This window comes from Micromonospora endophytica (genome assembly GCF_003236305.1).
Classification (GTDB): domain Bacteria; phylum Actinomycetota; class Actinomycetes; order Mycobacteriales; family Micromonosporaceae; genus Micromonospora; species Micromonospora endophytica.
Genome location: NZ_POTX01000026.1, coordinates 1 through 22,579, shown reverse-complemented (window position 1 = coordinate 22,579; position 22,579 = coordinate 1). Strand labels below are relative to the sequence as shown.

At 71.4% G+C, this 22,579-nt stretch carries 18 protein-coding genes and 1 riboswitch; of the genes, 10 read left to right on the top strand and 8 right to left on the bottom strand.

Annotated elements, in window-relative coordinates:
* Nucleotides 1–125: 125 nt before the first annotated feature.
* From C1I93_RS06340 to C1I93_RS06330, 3 genes are all read left to right on the top strand, one after another.
* Nucleotides 126–1,136 (top strand): ATP-binding cassette domain-containing protein, encoded by a 1,011-nt coding sequence (locus tag C1I93_RS06340; protein ID WP_111242284.1) that lies wholly within the window; start codon nucleotides 126–128, stop codon nucleotides 1,134–1,136.
* Nucleotides 1,133–2,146 (top strand): ABC transporter permease subunit, encoded by a 1,014-nt coding sequence (locus C1I93_RS06335; RefSeq protein ID WP_111242301.1) that lies wholly within the window; start codon nucleotides 1,133–1,135, stop codon nucleotides 2,144–2,146. Before C1I93_RS06340 ends, C1I93_RS06335 begins: the two co-directional genes overlap by 4 nt.
* 127 nt (nucleotides 2,147–2,273) lie before the next feature.
* Nucleotides 2,274–2,708, top strand: coding sequence for a DUF3263 domain-containing protein (locus tag C1I93_RS06330; RefSeq protein ID WP_111242283.1), 435 nt, complete (start codon nucleotides 2,274–2,276; stop codon nucleotides 2,706–2,708).
* Between the two features lie 44 nt (nucleotides 2,709–2,752).
* Here C1I93_RS06330 and C1I93_RS06325 read toward each other — a convergent pair whose 3' ends face one another.
* From C1I93_RS06325 to C1I93_RS06295, 7 genes are read right to left on the bottom strand one after another with little or no spacing between them, the layout of a single operon-like run.
* Complete coding sequence (locus C1I93_RS06325) at nucleotides 2,753–4,975, bottom strand: AAA family ATPase (RefSeq protein ID WP_111242282.1); 2,223 nt, start codon at nucleotides 4,973–4,975, stop codon at nucleotides 2,753–2,755.
* 37 nt (nucleotides 4,976–5,012) lie between these two features.
* Nucleotides 5,013–5,549, bottom strand: a complete 537-nt coding sequence (locus C1I93_RS06320) for a hypothetical protein (RefSeq protein WP_111242281.1) — start codon at nucleotides 5,547–5,549, stop codon at nucleotides 5,013–5,015.
* A gap of 41 nt (nucleotides 5,550–5,590) precedes the next feature.
* Nucleotides 5,591–6,337 carry a GTP-binding protein gene (locus C1I93_RS06315; RefSeq protein WP_111242280.1) on the bottom strand — a complete coding sequence of 249 codons (747 nt, stop codon included), beginning with the start codon at nucleotides 6,335–6,337 and terminating at the stop codon, nucleotides 5,591–5,593.
* Nucleotides 6,315–6,791, bottom strand: coding sequence for a DUF742 domain-containing protein (locus C1I93_RS06310; RefSeq protein WP_111242279.1), 477 nt, complete (start codon nucleotides 6,789–6,791; stop codon nucleotides 6,315–6,317). The genes C1I93_RS06315 and C1I93_RS06310 overlap by 23 nt, the downstream gene beginning before the upstream one ends.
* On the bottom strand, nucleotides 6,788–7,258 hold the full coding sequence (locus C1I93_RS06305) for a roadblock/LC7 domain-containing protein (RefSeq protein ID WP_111242278.1): 471 nt from the start codon (nucleotides 7,256–7,258) through the stop codon (nucleotides 6,788–6,790). The genes C1I93_RS06310 and C1I93_RS06305 overlap by 4 nt, the downstream gene beginning before the upstream one ends.
* Nucleotides 7,255–9,876 carry a sensor histidine kinase gene (locus tag C1I93_RS06300; protein WP_111242277.1) on the bottom strand — a complete coding sequence of 874 codons (2,622 nt, stop codon included), beginning with the start codon at nucleotides 9,874–9,876 and terminating at the stop codon, nucleotides 7,255–7,257. The genes C1I93_RS06305 and C1I93_RS06300 overlap by 4 nt, the downstream gene beginning before the upstream one ends.
* Nucleotides 9,863–11,050 carry a hypothetical protein gene (locus C1I93_RS06295; RefSeq protein ID WP_111242276.1) on the bottom strand — a complete coding sequence of 396 codons (1,188 nt, stop codon included), beginning with the start codon at nucleotides 11,048–11,050 and terminating at the stop codon, nucleotides 9,863–9,865. The genes C1I93_RS06300 and C1I93_RS06295 overlap by 14 nt, the downstream gene beginning before the upstream one ends.
* A gap of 365 nt (nucleotides 11,051–11,415) precedes the next feature.
* Between C1I93_RS06295 and C1I93_RS06290 the strand changes: the two genes are divergently transcribed.
* Nucleotides 11,416–14,283 carry an alpha/beta fold hydrolase gene (locus C1I93_RS06290; protein ID WP_111242275.1) on the top strand — a complete coding sequence of 956 codons (2,868 nt, stop codon included), beginning with the start codon at nucleotides 11,416–11,418 and terminating at the stop codon, nucleotides 14,281–14,283.
* A complete protein-coding gene (locus tag C1I93_RS06285; protein WP_223256255.1) occupies nucleotides 14,280–15,236 on the top strand; it encodes an ABC transporter permease in 957 nt (318 codons plus the stop codon). Before C1I93_RS06290 ends, C1I93_RS06285 begins: the two co-directional genes overlap by 4 nt.
* Before the next feature lie 42 nt (nucleotides 15,237–15,278).
* On the opposite strand, the gene C1I93_RS06280 is transcribed toward C1I93_RS06285, so the two are convergent.
* The gene (locus C1I93_RS06280) at nucleotides 15,279–16,049 is read right to left on the bottom strand and encodes a DUF4232 domain-containing protein (RefSeq protein WP_111242274.1); all 771 of its coding nucleotides are present in this window, start codon (nucleotides 16,047–16,049) and stop codon (nucleotides 15,279–15,281) included.
* Nucleotides 16,050–16,357: 308 nt separating this feature from the next.
* On the opposite strand from C1I93_RS06280, the gene C1I93_RS06275 reads away from it, so the two are divergent.
* From C1I93_RS06275 to paaN, 5 genes are all read left to right on the top strand, one after another.
* On the top strand, nucleotides 16,358–16,807 hold the full coding sequence (locus tag C1I93_RS06275; RefSeq protein WP_111242273.1) for a DoxX family protein: 450 nt from the start codon (nucleotides 16,358–16,360) through the stop codon (nucleotides 16,805–16,807).
* A 117-nt stretch (nucleotides 16,808–16,924) separates the two neighbouring features.
* Nucleotides 16,925–17,060: riboswitch (SAM riboswitch) on the top strand.
* 9 nt (nucleotides 17,061–17,069) lie between these two features.
* A complete protein-coding gene (gene thrC, locus C1I93_RS06270; RefSeq protein WP_111242272.1) occupies nucleotides 17,070–18,356 on the top strand; it encodes a threonine synthase in 1,287 nt (428 codons plus the stop codon).
* 269 nt (nucleotides 18,357–18,625) lie between these two features.
* Nucleotides 18,626–19,645 carry a GNAT family N-acetyltransferase gene (locus C1I93_RS06265; protein ID WP_111242271.1) on the top strand — a complete coding sequence of 340 codons (1,020 nt, stop codon included), beginning with the start codon at nucleotides 18,626–18,628 and terminating at the stop codon, nucleotides 19,643–19,645.
* A gap of 66 nt (nucleotides 19,646–19,711) precedes the next feature.
* The gene (locus C1I93_RS06260; RefSeq protein ID WP_111242270.1) at nucleotides 19,712–20,731 is read left to right on the top strand and encodes a GNAT family N-acetyltransferase; all 1,020 of its coding nucleotides are present in this window, start codon (nucleotides 19,712–19,714) and stop codon (nucleotides 20,729–20,731) included.
* 52 nt (nucleotides 20,732–20,783) lie between these two features.
* Nucleotides 20,784–22,457, top strand: coding sequence for a phenylacetic acid degradation protein PaaN (gene paaN / locus C1I93_RS06255; protein ID WP_181445036.1), 1,674 nt, complete (start codon nucleotides 20,784–20,786; stop codon nucleotides 22,455–22,457).
* Nucleotides 22,458–22,579 lie beyond the last annotated feature (122 nt).

Here is a 22,579-nt window from a genome sequence, read left to right as displayed (position 1 = left end):
GAGGGGCCCCCTGTTAACACCCACCCCACCACTCCCGCGGCGTGCCGTGCATACCGGGTATTGCCTTTCGTTGCATACCGCGTATGGTGTCGTCGTCGCCCACACACCAACGGGGGAGGTGCAGCTTGCCAGCTGTCCTGGAAATCGAAGGTCTACGAAAGACGTACCGCAGCCGACGACGCGGCGTCCGCAATGCTCTGGACGGCTTCGACATGCGGGTGGAGGCGGGGCAGGTGCACGGCTTCCTCGGCCCCAACGGGTCGGGTAAGACCACCACTCTGCGTACGCTGCTGGGTCTCATCCGGCCGGACGGTGGCCGGATGGCCATCCTCGGCCACGAGGTGCCAGGAGCGTTGCCGCAGATCGCCGGCCAGGTCGGCGCGATCGTGGAGAGCCCACAGTTCTTCCCGCACTTCACCGCCCGTGACACCCTCTCCCTGCTGGCCAGCGCCGGTCAGGTGCCCCAGCAGCGGGTCGACGAGGTGCTGGAGCTGGTCGGCCTGCGCGACCGGGCCGGTGAGCGGGTCAAGACGTACTCGCTCGGCATGAAGCAGCGCCTCGCGGTCGCCTCGGCACTGTTGAAGAACCCGAAGCTGCTGATCCTGGACGAGCCGGCCAACGGCCTCGACCCGGGCGGCATCCGGGAGATGCGTACGCTGGTGCGAAACCTCGCCGAGTCGGAAATGACAGTGGTGCTCTCCAGCCACATCCTCGGCGAGATCCAGCTCATCTGCGACTCGGTCACCATCATCTCGCTGGGTCGGCGGGTCGCCTTCGGCCCGGTCGACGAGGTGTTGGCGCAGCACTCCTCCGGTGCGCTGCGGGTCCGGCTGGAGGCCGTCACCGACCTGCCGGTGGCCGCCGGCGCGCTGCACGACGCCGGTTACCGGGTCACCCCGAATCTGGATCACCTGATGCTGGCCGGTGTCGACAAGCCGGCCACTGTCACCCGGCTGCTGGCCGATCGGGGCCTCTATGTCAGCGAACTCGCACCGGTCACGGTCGACCTGGAGAGCGTCTTCCTCGAACTGACGAACACCGCGCCGGTTCCCGGCCAGCACCGTCAGGTCGACCAGTCCGCACGAGTCGATGGGGCGGAACCCTCCGCGCCCACCGGGGGAGGTTGGGGCGCGTGAGTCTCTTCCGTACCGAACTGCGCCGGCTGACCAAGCGGCGCTTCACCCGCTGGATGACCGTCGGTGGCCTGCTGGTGCTGGCCCTCATCGTGGTGGGGCTGTTCATCAGCAACCAGAAGATCGGCCCGGAGCAGTGGGCCGAGGCCGAGCGCTCCGCCGACCGGCAACATCAGGAGCAGGTCCAGTGGGCCCAGCAGGAGCGGGCCGCCTGTGAGCGGGCCAAGGCGGCGGGCGAGACCGTCGACTACTACCCGGCCGACTGCGCGGATATCACCCCGCCGTTGCGGGAGGATATCCGCGCGGAGTGGTTCCTGCCCTCGACCTTCGTCTTCCGGGACAACTTCGAGGAGATGCTCGTCCCGCTCGCCGGCATCCTGGCGATGATCGGCTTCGTGGTGGGTGCCTCCTTCGTCGGTGCCGAGTGGAGCACCGGCGGGATGATGAACCTGCTGCTGTGGCGTCCGAAGCGGTTGACCGTCCTGTTGACCAAGCTGGGTGCGCTGCTCACCGGGCTGCTCGCCCTGGCGCTGCCCGCCACGGCGGCCTGGTTCGGCAGTCTCTGGCTGGTCGCCAACTGGCGCGGGGTCACCACCGGAATGACCTCCGGCACCTGGCAGTCGTTCCTGATCACCGGGGGACGCGGCATCATCCTGGTGTTGGTGGCGGCGACGCTGGGCTTCGCCCTGGCGTCGCTGGGCCGGCACACCGCGATGGCGCTCGGCGGTGCGGTCGCGGTCATGGTGGTCGGCCAGGTCGGGCTCGCCATCCTGCTGGAGATGGCCCAGGTCCGGTTCGCCGAGGCATGGCTGCTGCCCACGTACGCGTACGCCTGGATGACCAAGAAGGTCACGCTCCAGGACTGGCGCTCCTGCAACGCCACCTACACCGGTGAGTGTGAGCCGGCCACCCTGGACCTCACCTGGCAGCACTCCTCCGCGCTGTTCACGGTCGGGGTGGTGGCGCTCCTCGGCGCCGCACTCTGGACGATGCGCCGGCGGGACATCGCCTGAGGGGTGTGGGCGCGATCTCTCCCCGGATCGCGCCCACCGGCGTCCGATGCGGCCGCGGTGACCTGTGGCTAGGCTGGGAAGCCCCGGTTGGCGTCGCCAGTGCCGGCCCGCCTGCGTGAGGAGCCTGATGCAGCCCGCCGACGCCACCCCGGCCGCGGAGACCACCGACGCCGCGGTGCCGCTCGGCGCCGGTCCGGAGACCGCCGCGGTGCCGCCACCGAGGACGGCACCGGAGGCGCAGCCGGGCGCTACCCGCCAGGTCCAGCCCCCCAGCGGTACGCCTGACGACGCCGAACCTGTCGCGGGCGGTCCCGGGGCAACAGGTGTCGCTGACGCCCTCGACGAGCGAAACCGGGAGATCCTCGCCTTCGAGCGGCAGTGGTGGCGGCACGCCGGCGCGAAGGAGCAGGCGATCCGGGACCGCTTCGGGCTCTCCGCCACCCGCTACTACCAGTTGCTCAACGCGTTGTTGGACAACCCGGCGGCCCTTGCCGCCGATCCGGTGCTGGTGGGCCGGCTGCTGCGCCTGCGCGCCTCCCGCACCCGCAACCGTCGTCGCTGACTTCCTTCGACCAGGCGCTTGACTTTGACCTCGGGTCGGCTTTGTCAGCTGCGTTGGGTGGCGTAGGCGGCTAGCCAGGCGACCTGGGCCGGGTCCAGGGAGGGGCGGACGCGGGAACGGGCCGTGGCGACGTGCGCGGCGGTGACAGTGGTGGCGGTAAGCGACTCGCGCATCGCGGCCAGCGCTGCCTCCCGGATCAGCGCCGCGCAGTCGGCGGCGGAGAAGCCGTCCAGCTCTGCGCCGAGCGCGGCGAGGTCGACCTCCTCGGCCAGCGGTACGTTGCGCGCCGAGGCGCGCAGGATCTCGGCCCGCGCCTCGGCGTCCGGCGGCGGCACGTAGACCAGCCGTTCCAGCCGCCCGGGACGCAGCAGCGCCGGATCGATCAGGTCGGGCCGGTTGGTGGCACCGATCACCACCACGTTGCGCAGCGCCTCCACCCCGTCCAACTCGGTGAGCAGGGCGGCGACCACCCGGTCGGTGGTGCCACCGTCGGTGGCCTGGCCGCGGGTCGGCGCCAGGGCGTCCACCTCGTCCAGGAACACAAGCGTCGGTGCCGCCTCGCGGGCCCGGCGGAAGAGTTCGCGTACCGCGCGTTCGCTCTCGCCCACCCACTTCGACAGCAGCTCCGCGCCCTTGACCGAGAGCACGTTGGCCCGGCCGGAACCGGCCAGCGCGGTCACCAGGTAGGTCTTGCCGCAGCCCGGCGGCCCGTAGAGCAGCACCCCGCGCGGAGGCTGCACGCCGAGCCGGGCGAAGGTGTCCGGGTAGGTGAGCGGCCAGAGCACCGACTCGGTGAGCGTCTGCTTCACCTCGACCAGGTCGCCCACGTCGTCGAGGGTCACCCGGGCCAGCTCCAGGGTGGCGGCGGCCATGGTGGTTGGCCGGACCACCTCCAGGGCGGCGGTGAAGTCGTTCATCCGTACCGTCGGGTTCTCTGCCGTCTTCTGCCGCAGCGCCGCGCGGACCCCGGCTTCGCGGACCAGTGCGGCCAGGTCGGCGGCGACGAACCCGGGGGTACGACCGGCCACCTCGTCCAGGCGTACGTCCTCGGCGAGCGGGACCGGGCGGGTCAGCACGGTCAGCTGCTCCCGGCGCAGGGCCAGGTTCGGCAGCGGCACGTCGATCCGGAGCGAGAGCAGGTCCGGGGCGCGCAGCGCCGGGTCGACAGCTTCCGGCCGACTGGTGGTGCAGACCACCGCCGCCCCGGCCCGGACCACCTCGGCCAGGCACTGGCGGAACACCGTCGCCACCGGCCCCGGGCTGTCCGCCGGGGCCAGCGCCTCCAGATCGGTGACCAGCAGTACGGCCGGCCCGGCGGCGACCACCTCGGCGGTGGCCGCCCGCAGCCGTGCGGCGGCCGAGGAGTTGGTCAATGCCGCGATCTCGGGTGCCCAGAGCGGCTGCACCCGGGCACCGACCTGCGCGGCCACCGCGTGGACCAGGGCGGACTTGCCGGAGCCGGCCGGGCCGGCGACGAGCACCCCGAGCGCGACTGTGGTGCCCAGCCGGCCCAGCACCTCCCGGTGATGGAAGCCGAGGTCGAGCAGCTCGGTCAACTCCTCGGCCTGGGTTCGCAGGCCGGGCAGTTCGTCCACGGACGGCGCGTCGGCCACCTCCGCCGCGCCGGTGCTCGTCGGGGATGCCTCGTCGGCCGGCCGGGTCGATCCGACAGGCGTGGCGGCACCGTGGGTGGCGGCACCATGTTCCCAACTGACGACCGTGTCCATGGTGACCAGCGCGCCGGGGTCGGGCTCGACGGCGATCACCCGTAGCAGGGTGCTGGTCCAGGCGTAGCCGACCCGGGTGGAAAGGCTCCGCCGGGCCGCCTCGACCAGGGTGCGGGTCGAGGCGGCCGGCAGGACATCCTGGGGCAACAGGGAGACGTCGTCGCCGGCGGTGACCACCTTGCCGAGCAACGCCAGCCGGAGCATCTCCGGGGAGACCACCGCGACGATCTCCGCCGGCCCGGCGAGCTGCACCCGGGTGGCACCGGTGACCGGGGCGGGGCTTACCCGAACCTGCCCGCCGTCGCGTACGCCGAGGTTGCCCAGCACCAGGTCGTCGGCGTGCAGCAGGGCGGCACCCGCGCTCTGCTCGGCAGGGGCGACGATGCCGGCGGTCACCCGGCGGCCGGTCAGCCGGACCGGGTCACCGGGCTTCAGCGCGAGCGCGGTGAGCACCTCCGGGTGCATCCGGACGATGCCGCGCCGGGCGTCAAGCGCAGCGGGCCGCAGGGTCGCGGTCAAGGTCAGCTCGGGTTCGCCCATCGCCCGACCCTAAACGGCCCGGTCATCCTTCGTCCGGTCAGCCCGGTGGCTCCTCGCCTGTGAGCAGGGACGGGTTGCGCCGGATCAGCGCGGCCAGCCGGGCCGCCGGGTCTGCTTCGAGGCCCTCCGGGTCGGCCGGCGAGCCCGGCCCGGTGTTCGCCGACATCGGCCAGGACGGCGGCGGCGCGGCAGGCTGCCCGGTGACCGTGACCTCACCGTCGGACCAGGCCGCCCGCAGGTCGTACGCCTGTCCGTCGTGCTCGATCCGGGCGGCGACCGAGGTCCGCGGGTGTGCCGCGACGACTGCCCGCAGCGCTTCGGCGGCGTCCTCCAACACGTGGCGCTGGGATGCCTCCAGGTTCAGCTCGCGGCTGCCAGCCCAACCAGGTGCCAGGTCGCGGCTGTCGGTCCGGCTCAGGCCCGTGTCGGTCCGGTCCGGATCCGGCGGGCCGCTCTGGTCCTCGGGTGACCGGAACTGGTCGCCGGTCGCCCCGGTCGACTCCGCCGCCCGTCGGCGCAACGCCTCCTCACGTCGGCGCAACCGAGCAAGGGTCTCGTCAAGTCCGCCTCTCATCCGCCTCACCCCTTCCCACGAGGAACCGCGAGCCGGTCGGCTCAGGCCCGGCTGTCCCGGGTGGCGCGGTCCAGGGCCCGGTCCAGGACGACCAGCAGGGCGTCCCGCACCGAGATCCGATCCCGAGCGTCGAACTGCACCAGGGGTACGTGTTCGCTGATGGCCAGGGCCCACCGGATCGATTCGAGGTCGTGCGCAAGCTCGCCGTCGAAGGCGTTCACCGCAACCACAAAGGGTAGACCGGTCTGCTCGAAATAGTCGACCGCCGGATAGCAGTCGTCCAGCCGAGCGCTGTCGACCACCACCAGGGCACCGAGTGCCCCCTCGGTCAGGTCGTCCCACATGAAGCCGAAGCGGGCCTGCCCGGGGGTGCCGAACAGGTAGAGCTTCAGGCTGCGGTCGATGGTGACGCAACCGAAGTCCATCGCCACGGTGGTGGTGGTCTTCGTGGAGTGTTGCCCCGGGTCGTCGATCCCGATGCCGGCGGCGGTCATCACCGCCTCCGTGGTCAGCGGAACGATCTCCGAGATCGCGCCGACGGCGGTGGTCTTCCCGACCCCGAAGCCGCCGGCAATCACGATCTTGACGGGGATCGGTGGGGCGGGACGGGACGCGTCACCGGGCACCGCCGGCGGCAGGTGCGCCGCCGGGTTGCTCGCCGCGGGCAGCGCCGCCCGTCCCACGTGGGTTGGGGCGGACGCAGGTCCGCCGTGGTTGTCCACAAGGCTGTTCGAAGTTGGCGCGCCCCCGGGGGCGACCGGCCAGTCAGGAGATCGCACGGAGTCCATCAATCACTCGTAGGATGACATCGGGTTTAAGGACGTCGCTGGTGTCCACGACGTGTACGTCCAAGTGGCCGGCGGCCCGCAGATCTCCCACCAGGACCCGGGCCACGCCGAGTTGCAGCCGGGTCTTGGCGGATATTTCGGCTACCGAGATCGGCTCGGCGCAGAGTGCCACGATCGCCTGTTGTTCGGGCGGCAGGTGGCCGGCTCCATAGCTCCATGGCTCGGTGAATCTGGCGGTCACCTGGGTCTCCAGGCCGATCGCCGGGTCCGCGCCGGTCACCCGTCCGGCAGTGAGCACGAAGGGGCGGGGCCCGGACGGCCCTGCTTCCGGCTCCGCTCCGACCGCCGCCGACGTGGCCGCCGGCCCGGAGCCGCCGGGCAGAGCGTTCTCCCGCAGGTAGGGGCGGATCCGGAAGATCCGTTCCGGACCCGCTCCGGCGGCGTCGGGGTTCATTGCTGTACGGCGTTCTTGAGTTCGGCGATCAGGCGTGGGGTGAGCGCACTACCGGCCCGACCGGCGAACAGGGTCATCTCGTACGCGACGGTGCCCAGGTTGGCCGACCGGTCGGCGACCACGCCGAGCACGGAGCCGCTGCTGATCGCGGTGATCAACAGGTAGCCGTCGGCCATGTCCACCACCACTCGGTTCAGCCCACCGAGCGCGTACCAGCTGGCCACGCCGCCGGCCAGGCTGGTCATGCCGGAGACCACGGCGGCGAGTCGCTCCGCGTTCGACCGATCCTTGATCGAGGACATGGCCATCAGTAGGCCATCCGAGGACACCGCGATTGCTTCCCGTACCCCGGCTGTGCCTGAGGTGAAGGAGTCCAGCAGCCAGTTGAAGGTACGAGCTTCGGGGCTCAGGTCACCAGCCGGATGAATCTGGTGATCGAGATTCTCGTGCACGTTCGGGCTTGTCACCGTGATGTTCCTTCTTCGTTGCTGTGATCGGGACGGACAACGCGTAGAGCTCGGGCCACCCCGGTCTCGAACGCGTTCATGAGTTCGCGGACCTCGGCCGGGTTGCCCGGGGTGTGCGCGGGTGCCGGTCGGGGCGGCGGCACGACCAGGTTGGCTCCGGGCACCCGCCGGGTCAGCTTCGACTGGGGCGCCGCGCCGACGGGCCGTGTCGTGCCGAGCGGCGCGGTACCGACCGGTCCGGGCAGGGCTTCTGCCCTGGTTTGTTCGGCTCTGCGTACGCCGGACTCGAACTGTTCGACCAGGGCGCGGGCGGCAACCGGGTCGGCGCTGGTGGTGCCGACGGGATCCACCCGGGGCGCGCTCGCCGGCAGGCTGGCGCCGGGCACCCGCTGCCGCATTCCGGCCACCGCGCCGGGCGGTGCCGGCGTCGCCACGTGCGCCACCCGGGCTCGTCCCGTTGCGGCGGGCGGGGCCGCTGCCGGTTCCGGCTCGGCGGCGACGGGGGCCGAACTCGTGGCGAAGGCGTCCCACGACTCGGAGACCTCAAGGCTCTCGGTGGCCCGGCTCAGCAGTCGGGAATCGAATCCGGGTAGGGCCGTCGAGTCGACCGCTGGTCGGGTCGATCCGCTGACCACCGCCAGCGCACGTCCTGGAGAGGTGGAACTGCCGTTGGCCGGCTGCCGGTTACCGCTCTGTGCTTCCCGGCCAGCACCGGATCGGGCGGTCCGGGCGAACGGCACCACTGCCGCACCGGGCTGCTCGGGCGGACCGACCACCAGCGCGGACATCGGTACCAGCAGATTGACGGTGACGCCGCCACCGCTGGTACCGGTGAGCGTGACCTGCCAGCCGTGTCGGCGGGCCAGCCGGCCCACCACGAAGAGCCCGAGCACCTCGGTCGGTGCGAGGTCGAGCCGCTCCCGTCGGGTGAGCCGCGCGTTCTCCTCGGCCATCCGCACCTCGGTCATGCCGATGCCGTGGTCCACCACGGAGATGCTGGCGCCGACCCGGGTGAGTTCGCCGGTGACTGTCACTCGGGTGTGCGGCGGGGAGAAGACGGTGCTGTTCTCCATCAGCTCCGCCAACACCAGCATGAGGTCGGTGACGATCGCGGGCGCGGCTGCCACCCCGGGGGGAAACTGCACGTCCACCCGGGTGTAGTCCTCGATTTCGCCGAGCGCCAGGCGGACCACGTCGCCCAGTGGCACCGGTGCCAGGTGGGGGTCCTCTCCGGTGGCACCGGAGAGCACCACCAGGCTGCCGGCGTTTCGCCGCAGTCGGCTGGAGATGTGGTCGAGCCGATAGAGGCTCTCCAGCCGATCTGGGCTGGTCTCCTCTCGCTCCAACCGGTCGATCAACGCCAACTGTCGACCGACCAGGTTCTGGGTACGCCGACCGACGTGACCGAACATCTGGGCCACGTTGCGCCGGCTGGCCGCCTGCCGTTCCACCAGCCGAGCCGCCGTGTCCTGCACCCGCTCGAAGGCTCGGGCCAGGTCACCGATCTCGTCGCGGGCGCGTACGTCGAGCGCGTCAAGGCGGACCGGTTGGGCGACGTCCGTCTCGTCGTCGGCGATCTTGGTCAGCTCGGACTCGGTGATCCGGGCGACCCGGTCCGCGGACCGGGTGAGCCGGGTCAACGGCAGGGTCACCGACCGGCCGATCGTCACGGCGAGCGCCACCACACCGATCAGGATCAGCAACACCAGGGCGAGGACCGAGTACGCGGTGGTCAGCGCCGCCTGGCGCTCGGCGCGGACCTCGGCGGTGACCTCTGCGATCAGCCTCTTCTCGACGAACTGGCCAAGTGTGATCATCGAGCTCATGGCCGGGAAGAGGTCCCTGACATTCAGTCCGGCGACCGCCCCCACCGGGTCCAAGGCGCTGCGTTCCAGGAACTCCGGGCTGGTTCGGGCGGCGACCGCGGTCTGTTCGAGGGTGACCAGCTCCAACTGTCCGGGGGTGAGCAGTGGGAGCACCTGCTGGCTCTCCGCGAGGAGAGCGGCGTTGTTCGCCACGAACAGGCTGGCCAACTGCGGGTCCGGATCCGCCGCGAGCAGCACGGTCAGGGCGCCACCGAGGGAGAGCCCCTCGCCCATCCGGAGGATCCGGTCCAGCGCCAGCACCTGCTGACCGGCCTTGGTGCGGGTGTCCACGTCGAACGGCAGGCGCAACGAGGCGATCAAGGCGGTGTTCGTCGGCCCGTACGCGCCGAGGATCTGTGCCACGTCGGCCTGCCCGGTCAGTGCGGCCGCGCGGACCTCGGCCAACTGCTTGACTCCGTCGATGGCCGCGGACACCTCGTCGGGCAGCAGGTCGCCGAGGTCTGTGCGGAGGTCGACGACCATGTCGTCGACCTCGGCGATCTCCTGAACCAGCTCGCTGCGCTCGACCTGGCCGAGCAGCAGACCGAAGGCGAGCATGCGTTCGTGCTGAAGGTGCTGGAGCAGACTGCCGATGCGGCCGGCCACCTGGATGGTCGCTTCCACGTCACCGGCCCGCTGTGCCACCCCGACCCGCTCGAAGACCACCGGCAGGGTCAGGCCGAACACGGCGAGCACCGGAACGATCACCAGTGCGGTGAGCTTGCCCCGGATCCGGAATCTATCGAGCAACATCGAAGGGCCTCCACCCGCCGGCTTCGCTGCCCTGACCTGCGGACTGGAGCGCGGGCACCTGTTCTTGCGCCTGGCGGTCCGGGATCGGCTCGTGGGCGGTGCGCGGCATCGGCTCAAGCGCGGTGTCGCCGGTCGCGGCGTGCGCGCCGACGGGGCCGCCGGACGGGCGGGTGGACAGCCAGCCGATCGCCATCAGGGCGGCGATGAGCAGCCCGGCCACCGTGCCCGCGCCGAGGACGCCCAGGTCTTCGCGGTCCAGCTGATCGATGCGTTGCTGCAGCAGTCGGTCGATCTCGTCCAGGATGACCGGCTGGAGCTGCTGGGCGGCCTGTTGCGCCTGTTGCCGCGCGGCGGTGAGTCGCGCGATGTCCACCGTGCCGACCCGACCGGTCGGCTGCGCGGCGACTGCCATCGTCTCGATGGCCTGCTGGTAGAGGTCGAACGGGGCCAGCACGTCGCCGCCCAACTCGGTGCTCTCCGAGCTGTCCACCGCCGCTTGAAGGTTGCTCACCAGGTCGCTGGCGGGTTGCAGCGCCGAGAACCGCAGGGTGGACAGTTCGGCGAGGGAACTGGCCCGGTCGGCGGCGGGCCGAGCGGCGATCAGTACGCCCATGTCGTTAAGTCGGCCAGCGGTCACCAGGGCCTCCGGCATTTCCTCGCCGATGCCGTCCTGGAGGAAGTACGAGTCGGCGCCGGAGTCCCGGATCAGACCCGAGGTTTCCCGCACCTTGCCGTGCAGGGACAGGAGCAGGTCGGTCACCTCGCTGTAGGCGGTGAAGGCGACCTCGGGGTTCGTCAGCGACCGCTCGGGCAGGGCCTCCAACTTCGCCCGCAGCCCGGCCCAGCGCTCACTGGTACCCAGCTCGCCGCCGATGCGGGCGTCGACGGTCGCGGCATGCTCGACGGCCTTGTTCAGCCCCTCCCGCGGTGGTGGCTGACCGGTGACCGCAGCGGTCTGCGCATCGACGAGCGCCTCGGTGACCGGGCCGAGGGCGCGGATGTACTCGACGCCGAGTCGCTCCCGTTCGAGAACCTCGCGGTCGGCGACGATGCCACGGTGGGCTTGGAGAACCAGGAACGCCACCGGCAGTAGCAGCGCGGTGGCGAGCAGTAGGGGCAACAATCGGCCCGGTGTCCGGGGCCGGCGGCGGGCCCGCGGCGCGGAAGCGGTCATGGTGGTCTCCTCCGGCGATTGCGCAGCTTGAAGGGCGGCGTGAGAAGCCAGTCCCGTGCGCCGGACCGGAAAACTAACCGAAGCGCGATGAGCTGGTAGCTATCTGCGCCGGTCAGTTTTGCGTCAGATCCCCTGGTGTGACGCTGAATCATGGGGTGATGCACGTTCAGTGCCGTTCCCGCGTCGAAAGATGAGTCATCTGCTTCTTGTCTCGAAAGCGAAAGTTTCCACCATGTGGAATCGCGGCGAGGTCCGCTCAGTGGGTGCTGGGCGGTTGACCTGTTTCTTCTGCCGGTTGGCTGCTCAGGACGGACGTACGGCGGATCTCAGCTAACACTCAGACTTCGGCCCGTACCGTGTGCCGCATGAGATCGCCGTTTGCGGCCGCGCGGATCCGCCGTGTCCTGCCCACCGGTCGCCGGGCCGTCGCCGCCGCGGTGGCCCTGGTCCTGTTGGCGGCGGCAGTGGTCTGGGCCGTCTGGCCGGACCGGCCCGGGTTCCGCACCGAGTCCGCGGTGCTCACCGTCCGCTCCGGCCCGAACGGCGACGAGCCGGTAGACCTGGACACCACCCTCTACCTGCCGCGCGACGCCGGCGATGGCCGCGAGGTGCCGGCGGTGCTGCTGGCGCACGGCTTCGGCGGCACCAAGGACTCGGTCCGCACCGACGCCGAGGAGCTGGCCGACCGGGGCTACGCGGTGCTGACCTGGACGGCCCGGGGCTTCGGGCGCAGCGGCGGCCAGATCCACCTGGACCACCCGGACTACGAGGTACGCGACGCCCAGCGGCTGCTCGACTGGCTCGCGGAACGCCCGGAGATCCGCACCGACGCGGCCGGTGACCCTCGGGTGGGCGTGGTCGGCGGCTCCTACGGCGGTGCCCTGGCGCTCCTGCTCGCCGCGCAGGACCAGCGGGTGGACGCGATCGTCCCGATGATCACCTGGAACGACCTGGCCCGCTCCTTCCTGCCGGAGAGCACCGGTGCGGCGCCGACCGACGGTGTCTTCAAGTCCGGCTGGGCCGGCATCTTCTTCGGCGGCGGCGGGAGCACCGGATCCGGCCCGACAGGCATCTCCGGCACCACCGAGGAGGCGCCGGAGGGCGCGCCCGCGCCCGGCCCGCCCAGCCCGGCACCGGGCACCGGTCCGGGAACCGCTCCGGGTGCCCCGGCCAACGGCGGTGGCCTGAACCCGTCATGTGGCCGGTTCGCCGCCGACATCTGCGCCACGTACCTGCGTATCGCCGCCACCGGCCGGGCCGACCAGGCCGCCGTGGACCTGCTGCGGCGCTCCAGCCCGTCCGAGGTGCTGGACCGGATCACCGCGCCCACCCTGCTGGTGCAGGGCAGCGCGGACACCCTCTTCCCGCTCGCCGAGGCCGACGCCAACGCCCGGGGCATCGCCGCGAACGGCACCCAGGTCCGGGTGGCCTGGTTCACCGGCGGGCACGACGGCGGCGCCGGTCCGACCAGTGACTCCGACCGGGTGAAGTTCCTGACCGCGCAGTGGCTCGACCGCTACGTCGCGCAGGGCCCGGAGACTCCCGCCGACACCTTCACCTTCTCCCGGATCGCCGGCTTCGACGCGATGGATCGTGGGCTGGTCGCGACCGGGTACCGCACCACCGACTACCCCGGCCTCGCCGGCAACGCCCGGCAGGAGGTGCCGGTGGCCGGGCCGGCGCAGCCGGTGGCGAACCCGCCGGGACGCAACCCGGCCGCCATCTCGTCGGTGCCCTTCGCCGGCTCGCTGAGTTCCTTCCTCAGCGGGGTGGCCGGCGACATCCCCGGCCAGCACGCCAGGTTCGAGTCGGCACCGCTCACCGAGGCCGTGGACGTGGTCGGGTCGCCGACCGTGCAGCTCCGCGCGGCCTCCGCCACCGGCGAGGCGGTCCTCTTCGTCAAGCTCTACGACGTCAACCAGGAGGGCGCGGCCACCCTGCCCAGCGGACTGATCGCCCCGGTGCGGCTGACCGGTCTGCCGGAGAGCATCGACGCCGCGCAGCCGGTCACCGTCACCCTGCCGGCGATCGTGCACCGGGTCGAGGCCGGGCACCGGCTGCGGCTGGTCGTGGCCACCTCGGACCAGGCGTACGCCACTCCGATCGAGCCGACCGTGCACACCGTGGCACTCGGCGACGCGCCGGTGAGCCTGCCCACCGTCGACGCCGAGCCGATCCCGACCGAGGCGGCGCTCTGGCGCTGGGTGCTGGTCGGGCTGCTCGCCGCGATCGTGATCGGGCTCGTCGTGCTGGTGGCCGTGGTCCGCTGGCGGCACCGCCGCCAGGACACCAGCATCCACCCGGAGTACGCGGACACCCCGCTGGCCGTGCGCCACCTGCGCAAGGAGTACGCGGACGGCTTCGTCGCCGTCTCCGAGGTGGACTTCGAGGTGCACCCCGGTCAGGTGGTCGGCCTGTTGGGGCCGAACGGTGCCGGCAAGACCACCACCCTGCGGGTGCTGATGGGGCTGACCCAGCCGACCGCCGGGGAGATCTACGTCTTCGGTCATCGGCTGGTCCCCGGCTCGCCGGTGCTGTCGCGGATCGGCGCGCTGGTCGAGGGCCCCGGCTTCCTGCCGCACATGTCCGGTCTGGAGAACCTGAAGGCGTACTGGCGGGCGACGGGTCGACCGGCCGACGACGCCCACTTCGCGCAGGCGCTGGAGATCGCCGGCCTGGGCTCGTCGGTGCACCGGAAGGTCCGCAAGTACAGCCACGGCATGCGGCAGCGGTTGGCCATCGCCCAGGCCATGCTCGGCCTGCCGGAGCTGCTGGTGCTCGACGAGCCGACCGACGGGCTCGACCCGCCGCAGATCGCCGAGATGCGGCGGGTGCTTCAGCGCTACGCCACCGACGGCCGGGCGGTGCTGGTCTCCAGCCACCTGCTCGCCGAGGTGGAGCAGACCTGCACCCACGCGGTGGTGGTCAACAAGGGCCGGATCGTTGCCTCCGGGCCGGTCGAGGAGATCGTCGGCGACTCGCCGAGCGTGCTGTTCGAGGTGAATGACCCGACTGCGGCCCGGACCGTGCTCGACGGTCTCGGTGGCGTTCGGGTGCTCGACGACGCCGACGGGCAGCTGGTCGTGGACACCAACGGCACCGCCCGCAGCGAGGTGGTGGCCGAGCTGGTCCGGGCCGGTGTCGGAGTGAACCGGGTGGTGCCCCGGCGCCGCTTGGAGGACGCCTTCCTCGCCCTGGTCGGCGAGAACTCTCGGGGAAGCGGGGACCGGTGATGGCGGGATCGACTGACGAACCGACGCGGGACGGCGACGAGCCGACGCCGTCGGGGGTGGCGACCGGGGTGGTGCCGTCGGGTGCGCCGGGTGGGGTGTCGGCGTCGGGCTCGGCGGCCGGCTACCGACCGTCGAGGACGCTGCCGTTCGCTGCGGAGTTCCGCCGGCAGGCGGCGCGTCGGCGTACCCAGTTGGCCCTGGGTTTCATGGTGCTGTTGCCGCTGATCATCCTGATCGCGTTCCAGTTCGACTCGGGGGACGACGACAACGGTGGGGGCGAGTTCGGCAGCCTCGTCTCGTTCGCCACCTCGGGCGGGCTGAACTTCACCCTGTTCAGCATCTTCGTCTCGGCCTCGTTCCTGCTGGTCGTGGTGGTGGCGCTGTTCTGCGGGGACACCGTGGCCAGCGAGGCGAGCTGGGGCAGCCTGCGCTACCTGCTGGCGGTGCCGGTGCCCCGGGCCCGCCTGCTGGCGATCAAGCTGCTGGTCGCGCTCACCTACTCGGCGTTGGCGCTGCTGCTGCTCGCCGGCACGGCACTGCTGATCGGCACGCTCCGGTACGGCTGGTCACCGCTGCGCAGCACGGTCGCCGCGCAACTCGAACCGGGTGAGGGACTGTTGCGCCTGCTCGCGGTGCTCGGCTACCTGGCGGTGGTGCTGCTGGTGGTCGCCGGTCTGGCGTTCCTGCTCTCGGTGATCACGGATGCGGCGCTGGGCGCGGTGGGCGGCGCGGTGCTGCTGTGGATCCTGTCCAGCATCCTGGACCAGATCACCGCGCTCGGCGCGATCCGGTCGTTCCTGCCGACCCACTACAGCACGGCTTGGCTGGGACTGCTCTCCACCCCGGTGCAGACCGACGACATCGTCCGCGGCGCGATCTCCGCCATCTCCTACGCCACCCTCTTCTGGGGGCTGGCCTTCTGGCGCTTCACCCGTAAGGACGTGGTCTCCTGACCGGATCCTGGTGCGCGCGTCCGGCGATGTCGGACCAGGATCTCAGGGCAGCGGCGCGGGGGAGACAGGCGATGGTGTCGGGGTCGGAGTCTCCCGGGGCGGGAGCTTCCGCCAGGCGCTGACCCCGACGCGGTTGGTGTTGCCCAGATCGAGCGGGCCTTCCATGCCGATGTCCTGCGTCGGCTGACCCGGCGCCGGGGCGACCTCCAGACGTTCCGCGTTCGTCGCGACCACCGTCGGATCGTCGACCAGGTTGCGCCAGAGCACAGCCGCGCCCGCCGCCTCGCCGGGAGCCAGCGTCAGTGGCCGGGGCGGCTTGTCGAAGCCTGAGGTGATCCCCTTCGCCCCCGGGATCACCCGGACGGTGATCGGCTTCCCGTCCGCGTCCAGCAGCCGCAGCACCGGGTAGCCGTGCAGCGCAACCGGCCCGGTGCCGCAGTTGAGCAGTTCCAGGCCCATGGCACGCAGGCCCATGGCGGCGTTGACACCCAGGTACCGGATCCGCACGCCGGACGCCGGGCAGGTGGTCTCGGCGTCCGGGCTTGTCGGTCGGTCCGGGTCGGTCGACTGACCCGGGCGGGGTACCCGTTCCCCGTCGGGCAACGGGTCGACGCCGGGCAACGGGTCGACGCCGGGCGGGGTCGACGGTGTCAGCGCCGGTGACCCGGCGGGGGCCGCCGCCGAGCTGTCACCGGGCCGCCCGGCAGGTGCGCAGCCGGCGAGTAGCGCGCCCGTGACGACGATCGCCGCGAGCGGCCGACGCCACCGGCCGGTCCCGCCGGTGCGGCGCGTTCCATGATCTGTTCCCCGCATCGCGCCATCGTCGCACCGATCACCGCCGCTTGTGGTCCCGCCCGGCCCGGGAACTGTTTCCGGAACTTTGTCGGCCACCGTGGGATGAATTCTGGAATCCTTCCAGTTAAGCCGGGCCTCGGAATGCGCTGGATAAACCGAACAATGCCGAGGTCGCAGCGGGTTTCCGCAGGGCTGTGCCTGCTTCCGGAAGTCGGGGCCGGTAAGATTGCTTTGGGAGCGTTCCCAAAGGAAGAGATTGCATCGACAAATATCAATGGTTCCCGCATTCTGGATGCCCACCACTCATCTCCAACGGAGGTATCCACATGCGTACCGACCGGTTCGGCGGGCCGGCCCTGTCCCTGTTCCGCATGGTCATCGGCCTGCTTTTCCTCTGTCACGGCCTGGCGTCGTTGTTCGGCGTCTTCGGCGGCAACCGCGGTAGCGGCGAGCCGGTCCCACTCGGCGTCTGGCCCGGCTGGTGGGCCGCCCTGATCCAGGCGCTCTGCGGCGCGCTGGTGCTCGTCGGCCTCTTCACCCGCCCCGCCGCACTGCTGGCGTCGGGCTCGATGGCGTACGCGTACTTCGTGGTCCACCAACCCGATGCGCTGCTGCCGCTGCGCAACAACGGCGAGTTGTCAGTGCTCTTCTGCTGGTCGTTCTTCCTGGTCGCGGTGCTCGGCCCAGGCAGCTGGGCGGTGGACAACCTGCTGCGGCAGCGAAGCGCCGAGACCGCGGAACTCGGCGCGGGCGAGCGGCGGTCCGTGCCGGCCTGACGGTGACCCTCAGCGGCACCGGGACCCGTGACGGTGCCGCTGAGGGATCGCTCACAGGCTGAGATTGGTTGGCGACGTACGGCCTCGGATTGCCTAGACTCGGCGACACAACTGCATACCTCATCCAGAGGGGCTGAGGGATACGGCCCGACGAAGCCCCGGCAACCACCCTGCGCGCTCACTGTTGAGCGTCCGGCGGGGCAGGTGCCAATTCCGTCCCCGCCGCACGGTGCGATGCGGGGAAAGATGAGAGGACTTCGACATGACGTCGACGCTCGCCGCTCCTGGTATCGACACCGCCACCAGCCCCGCTCGCGCCCTGGTCTGTCGGGGCTGTTCGGCCCGCTACCCGCTCGCCGCCCAGCACGCCTGTTACGAGTGTTTCGGCCCGCTGGAGGTCGACTACGACCCGGCCGCGCTCGCCACCGTCACCCGGGAGCAGATCGAGGCCGGCCCGCGCAACATCTGGCGGTACGCCGCCCTGCTCCCCGCCGGTCAGGACCCGGCCACCCGGGTCACCCTGGACCCGGGGTTCACGCCGCTGGTGGCCGCCGACCGGCTCGCCGCCGAGCTGGGCCTCACCGCCCCGCTCTGGGTCAAGGACGACAGCGCCAACCCGACCCACTCCTTCAAGGACCGGGTGGTGTCGGTGGCGCTCACCGCCGCCCGTACGCTCGGTTTCTCCCGGTTCGCCTGTGCCTCCACCGGCAATCTGGCCAACTCGGTCGCCGCGCACGCGGCCCGGGTGGGCGCCCCGTCGGTGGTCTTCATCCCCAGCGACCTGGAGCCGGGCAAGGTGGTGACCACCGCGGTCTACGGCGGTGAGCTGGTCGCCATCGACGGTTCCTACGACGACGTCAACCGGCTCTGCGGTGAGCTGGTGGAGACCGACGAGTTCGAGGACACCGCGTTCGTCAACGTCAACGTCCGACCGTATTACGCCGAAGGCTCGAAGACGCTCGGCTACGAGGTGGCCGAGCAGCTCGGCTGGCGCATTCCCGCCCAGGTGGTCATCCCGATGGCCTCCGGTGAACTGCTCACCAAGATTGACAAGGCGTTCACCGAGTTGGTCGAGATCGGTCTGGTCGAGGCGCCGGCCGGCGGCTGGAAGGTCTTCGGCGCGCAGTCGGCCGGCTGCAACCCGATCGCCACCGCCCTGCACGCCGGCACCGACACCATCACCCCGGTCAAGCCCACCGGCATCGCGAAGTCGCTGAACATCGGCGACCCGGCCGCCGGGTTGTACGCGCTGGAGGCGGTGCGCCGCACCGGCGGCTGGATGGAGTACGCCGACGACGACGAGATCCGCGCCGGGGTGCGGCTGCTGGCGCGTACCACTGGGGTTTTCGCGGAGACCGCCGGCGGGGTGACCGTCGCGGTGCTGCGCAAGCTGATCGAGGCCGGCAAGCTGGACCCGGCCGCGGAGACCGTGGTGTTCAACACCGGCGAGGGCCTCAAGACCCTGGACGCGGTCGCCGGTCAGGTTGGCCCGACCCACCGGATCAAGCCGTCCCTGCGGGCCGCTCGCGATGCCGGTCTGCTCAGCTGAGTTCTCCCCTTGTTAATAAGGGGCCCTTCCTATACATGAGGCGTTAACAAGGGGCCCTTCCTTGCGTTTTGCGAAACGCGCGGCGGGGACTTGACGGCAGGAACCGGACGGCGCAAAATGCTCCGTGCGGGAGGGCGTTTCGCCGGAGACTTTAAGTCTGTACGACCCAACGCCGGAGGCGTTGTGCGATCGACCCTCCCGACCAACGTACGAACGGGCCAGCGAAAAATCGCTGGCCCGTTCGCTTGTCCCTGGCGCACCCTGCCGCCATGAGCATCACTGTCGCCCCGATCGGGGCGGTCGACGAAGCGGCGATCGAGCAGGCGTACCAGATCGTTGCCGCGCAGGTGGCCGCCGACGAGCCGGACTTCCCGCCGTACTGCCGGCAGCGGTTCGGCACCCTGTTGCGCGATCCCATGCCGGGGAACGAACCGATCCACCTGCTGGCACACCTCGACGGTGAGCCGGCCGGCTTCCTCGGGCTCGACCTGCCGCAGCTGGACAACACCGAGAACGCCTCCGCCGAGCTGGCCGTGCACCCGGCGTACCGCCGCCGAGGGGTGGGCCGGTCCCTGTTGGCGCACGGTCTCGGCGTGCTGCGGGAGCGCGGGCGACGCCGGGTGAGCGCGATGAGCCGGGCGCATCTGCCCGGCGCACCCGACCGCCCGGCGCCGGCCAGCGCGTTTGCCGCCAGTGTCGGTGCGGTCGATGCCCTGGCCGATGTCCGGCGGCGACTCGACGTCACCGGGCTGGACCAGGCGAAACTGGACTCGCTGCTGGCTGACGCCCGGGCCCGCTCGACCGGCTACGAGGTGTTGTGCTGGCGTGGCGGCACCCCGGACGAGTTGATCGCCGACGTGGCGTACCTGGACGGGCGACTGCTGGCCGACGCCCCGATGGGCGATCTGGCCTGGGAGCCGGAGGCGGTCGACGCGGAGCGGGTACGCGCTACCGACGCGGTCCTGAAGGCGCGGGGCAAGCGGCGTTATCACGCCGGGGTCCGGCACGCCGCGTCCGGGCGGCTCGTCGCGTGGACCCTGCTGGACCTGGGTGCCTCCGCGGACTGGCACGCGTTCCAGCAGATCACCATCGTCGATCCCGATCATCGGGGGCATCGGCTCGGCCTGCTCGCCAAGATCGAGAATCTGCGGCACCTGCTCGCCCACGAGCCGGCCGTGCGGGCGATCGACACCTTCAACGCGGCAAGCAACGACCACATGATCGCGATCAACGAGCAGCTCGGTTTCCGGGTGGCCGACAGGTGGAGCAACTGGCAACTGACGCTGTGACGGCGGCGGAGCCGCTGTCGGAAAACGGGTGGCGGCGGTCGGAGCGGGCCGGGCAGGCTCGCGGTCATGGACATCGCCGTCACCCCGTTCGAGCCGTCCGACGAGACGGCGCTCGACGACGCGTACCGGATCTTCGCCGCGGCGCAGCAGGTCGACGCGCCGGACGTGCCGGCCGGCGAGCGCGCCGAGTTCGGCCTGATCGCAGCCCATCCGCCGTACGGCAGCCTGATCCACCGCGCGCTGGCCCGCCGGGGCGGCGAGACAGTCGGCTACCTGTGGCTCCGGCTGCCACAACTGGAGAACACCGACAACGCCTACATCGAGTTGTTCGTCGACCCGGCGCACCGGCGGCACGGCGTGGGCCGGACGCTGCTCGGGTACGCCCGGCGGCTGGTCGCCGAGCACGGCCGCAAGCGGCTGATCGCGGAGGTCGGTGGCACTGCGCCCGGTGAACCCGACCGGCCGACGCCCGGCGCGGCCTTCGCGGCGGCGGTCGGCGCGCAGGCCGCATTGCCGATGGTGCGCCGCCGGCTGGACACCACCCGACTCGACGAAACGGCGCTGGCCACGCTGCACGACGAGGCCCGGTCGCGGGCCGCCGGCTACCGGACCGTGGCCTGGCGCGGCGCAGCCCCCGAGGAGTACGAGGCCGACGTCGCCCGGTTGGGCAGCCGGCTGAACATCGACGCGCCGGTCGGTGACCTGACCATCGAGGCGGAGAAGATCGACGTCGTGCGGTTGCGGGAGTCCGAGCGGCTCCACGCGTTGCGCGGGCGGCGGCGCTACCACCTGGGGGCGGTGCACGAGCAGACCGGTCGGCTGGTCGCCTGGACGCTGATCCAGCTCGGTCCGCTCACGAACTGGTACGCCTTGCAGGAGATCACCATCGTCGATCCGGCGCACCGGGGACACCGGCTCGGCCTGCTGGTGAAGATCGAGAACCTGCGGCAGGTGCTGGCCCACGAGCCGGAGCTGCGAGTGATCGACACCTGGAACGCGGCGGTCAACGACCACATGGTCGCCATCAACGAGCAGCTCGGCTACCGGGTGGCGGAGATCTGTGCGGACTGGCAGCTCAGCATCTGAGTTGTGACACGCCCCTACTGATCGCGGGGGTTTCTGTTGCATGATGGCGGGCATGACGGACACCCCGCACCCCCTCTACGACAGGCACGCCGAGACCCTCCACCGTGCGCTGACCGCGATCACGGAGCGGGGGTACTGGTCCGCCTACCCGGAATCACCGAGCCCCCGGGTGTACGGCGAGACCGCCGCCGCCGACGGCAAGGCCGCCTTCGAGGCGTACCTGGGCGGCGACTTCCCGCTCGACCAGCCCACCGACGGCGACCGGGTCGCCACCGAGACCAGCCCGTTCGGCGTGGCGCTGAACGTCAGCTACCCGCATGCCACCGCCGACCAGCTCGTCACCGCCGCCGCCGCGGCGCTGCCGGCCTGGCGTGACGCCGGTCCGCAGGCCCGGGTCGGCGTCTGCCTGGAGATCCTCGACCGGCTGCACAAGCACGTCTTCGAGCTGGCCAACGCGGTGCAGTTCACCAGCGGCCAGGCGTTCGTGATGGCCTTCCAGGCCGGCGGCGCGCACGCGCTCGACCGCGCGCTGGAGGCGCTCGCCTACTCGTACGCGGAGATGACCCGGCACCCCGCGACGGCGAGCTGGGAGAAGGCCGCCGGCAAGGGCGACCCGCTGCGGATGAGCAAGACCTTCCACGTGGTGCCCCGCGGGGTGGCCCTGGTCATCGGCTGCAACACCTTCCCGACCTGGAACTCGTACCCCGGCCTGTTCGCCTCGCTCGTCACCGGCAACCCGGTCGTGGTCAAGCCGCACCCGCGTGCCGTGCTGCCGCTCGCCGTCACCGTGCGGTACGCCCGGGAGGTGCTCGCCGAGGCCGGCTTCGACCCGAACCTGGTGCTGCTCGCTCCCGAGGCCCCCGACGAGAAACTGGCCTCGACCCTGGCCCTGCACCCGGCCGTGAAGATCGTCGACTTCACCGGCTCCACCGAGTACGGCGACTGGCTGGAGGCCAACGCCCGGCAGGCAGCGGTCTACACCGAGAAGGCCGGCCTGAACACGGTGGTGGTGGACTCCACCGACGACTTCGCCGGGATGTGCCGCAACCTGGGCTTCACGCTCACGCTCTACAGCGGCCAGATGTGCACCACCTCGCAGAACATCCTGATCCCCCGCGACGGCATCGACACCGACCAGGGGCACAAGAGCTTCGACGAGGTGGCCGGCGGGATCGCCGCCGCGGTCGGCAAGCTCACCGCCGACCCGGCCCGGGGCGTCGAGCTGACCGGCGCGATCGTCAACGACGGGGTGCTGGAGCGGCTGGACGAGGTGACCAAGGTCGGCGAGCCGGTGCTGGAGTCGCGTACCGTCGCGCACCCGGCCTTCCCCGAGGCCGTGGTGCGTACGCCGGCGATCGTCAAGCTGGACGCGGGCGACACCGCGACCTACTCGCGGGAGTGGTTCGGGCCGATCTCCTTCGCCATCGCCACCGACTCCACCGCGCACAGCCTGGAGATCCTCCGCGCGACGGTGGGGGAGATGGGCGCGTTGACGGCCGGGATCTACTCCACCGACGAGGCGGTGCTGAACGCCGCCGAGCAGGCCGCGATCGAGGCCGGGGTGCACCTGTCGGCGAACCTCACCGGCGGGGTCTTCGTGAACCAGTCAGCCGCCTTCTCCGACTTCCACGGCAGCGGCGCGAACGCCGCCGCCAACTCCGCCCTCACCGACGGCGCATACGTGGCCAACCGTTTCCGCATCGTCCAAAGCCGCCGGCACGTGTAACCCCTCCCCGCCGATCTAGGGCTTATCGCAGTGAGTTGATCTCTGCGGGCAGCGATAAGCCCTAGATCGGCGAGGTTGGGCGGCGCATCTGGAGTTCGCGGAGGGCGGGGATGGTCGGGTGG

Coding starts and splice junctions, on each gene's coding strand:
- C1I93_RS06330 (WP_111242283.1), top strand. CDS start 2,274: ATGCAGCCCGCCGACGCCACCCCGGCCGCGGAGACCACCGACGCCGCG.
- C1I93_RS06325 (WP_111242282.1), bottom strand. CDS start 4,975: ATGGGCGAACCCGAGCTGACCTTGACCGCGACCCTGCGGCCCGCTGCG.
- C1I93_RS06320 (WP_111242281.1), bottom strand. CDS start 5,549: ATGAGAGGCGGACTTGACGAGACCCTTGCTCGGTTGCGCCGACGTGAG.
- C1I93_RS06315 (WP_111242280.1), bottom strand. CDS start 6,337: ATGGACTCCGTGCGATCTCCTGACTGGCCGGTCGCCCCCGGGGGCGCG.
- C1I93_RS06310 (WP_111242279.1), bottom strand. CDS start 6,791: ATGAACCCCGACGCCGCCGGAGCGGGTCCGGAACGGATCTTCCGGATC.
- C1I93_RS06300 (WP_111242277.1), bottom strand. CDS start 9,876: ATGTTGCTCGATAGATTCCGGATCCGGGGCAAGCTCACCGCACTGGTG.
- C1I93_RS06295 (WP_111242276.1), bottom strand. CDS start 11,050: ATGACCGCTTCCGCGCCGCGGGCCCGCCGCCGGCCCCGGACACCGGGC.
- C1I93_RS06290 (WP_111242275.1), top strand. CDS start 11,416: ATGAGATCGCCGTTTGCGGCCGCGCGGATCCGCCGTGTCCTGCCCACC.
- C1I93_RS06280 (WP_111242274.1), bottom strand. CDS start 16,049: ATGCGGGGAACAGATCATGGAACGCGCCGCACCGGCGGGACCGGCCGG.
- C1I93_RS06275 (WP_111242273.1), top strand. CDS start 16,358: ATGCGTACCGACCGGTTCGGCGGGCCGGCCCTGTCCCTGTTCCGCATG.
- thrC (WP_111242272.1), top strand. CDS start 17,070: ATGACGTCGACGCTCGCCGCTCCTGGTATCGACACCGCCACCAGCCCC.
- C1I93_RS06265 (WP_111242271.1), top strand. CDS start 18,626: ATGAGCATCACTGTCGCCCCGATCGGGGCGGTCGACGAAGCGGCGATC.
- C1I93_RS06260 (WP_111242270.1), top strand. CDS start 19,712: ATGGACATCGCCGTCACCCCGTTCGAGCCGTCCGACGAGACGGCGCTC.
- paaN (WP_181445036.1), top strand. CDS start 20,784: ATGACGGACACCCCGCACCCCCTCTACGACAGGCACGCCGAGACCCTC.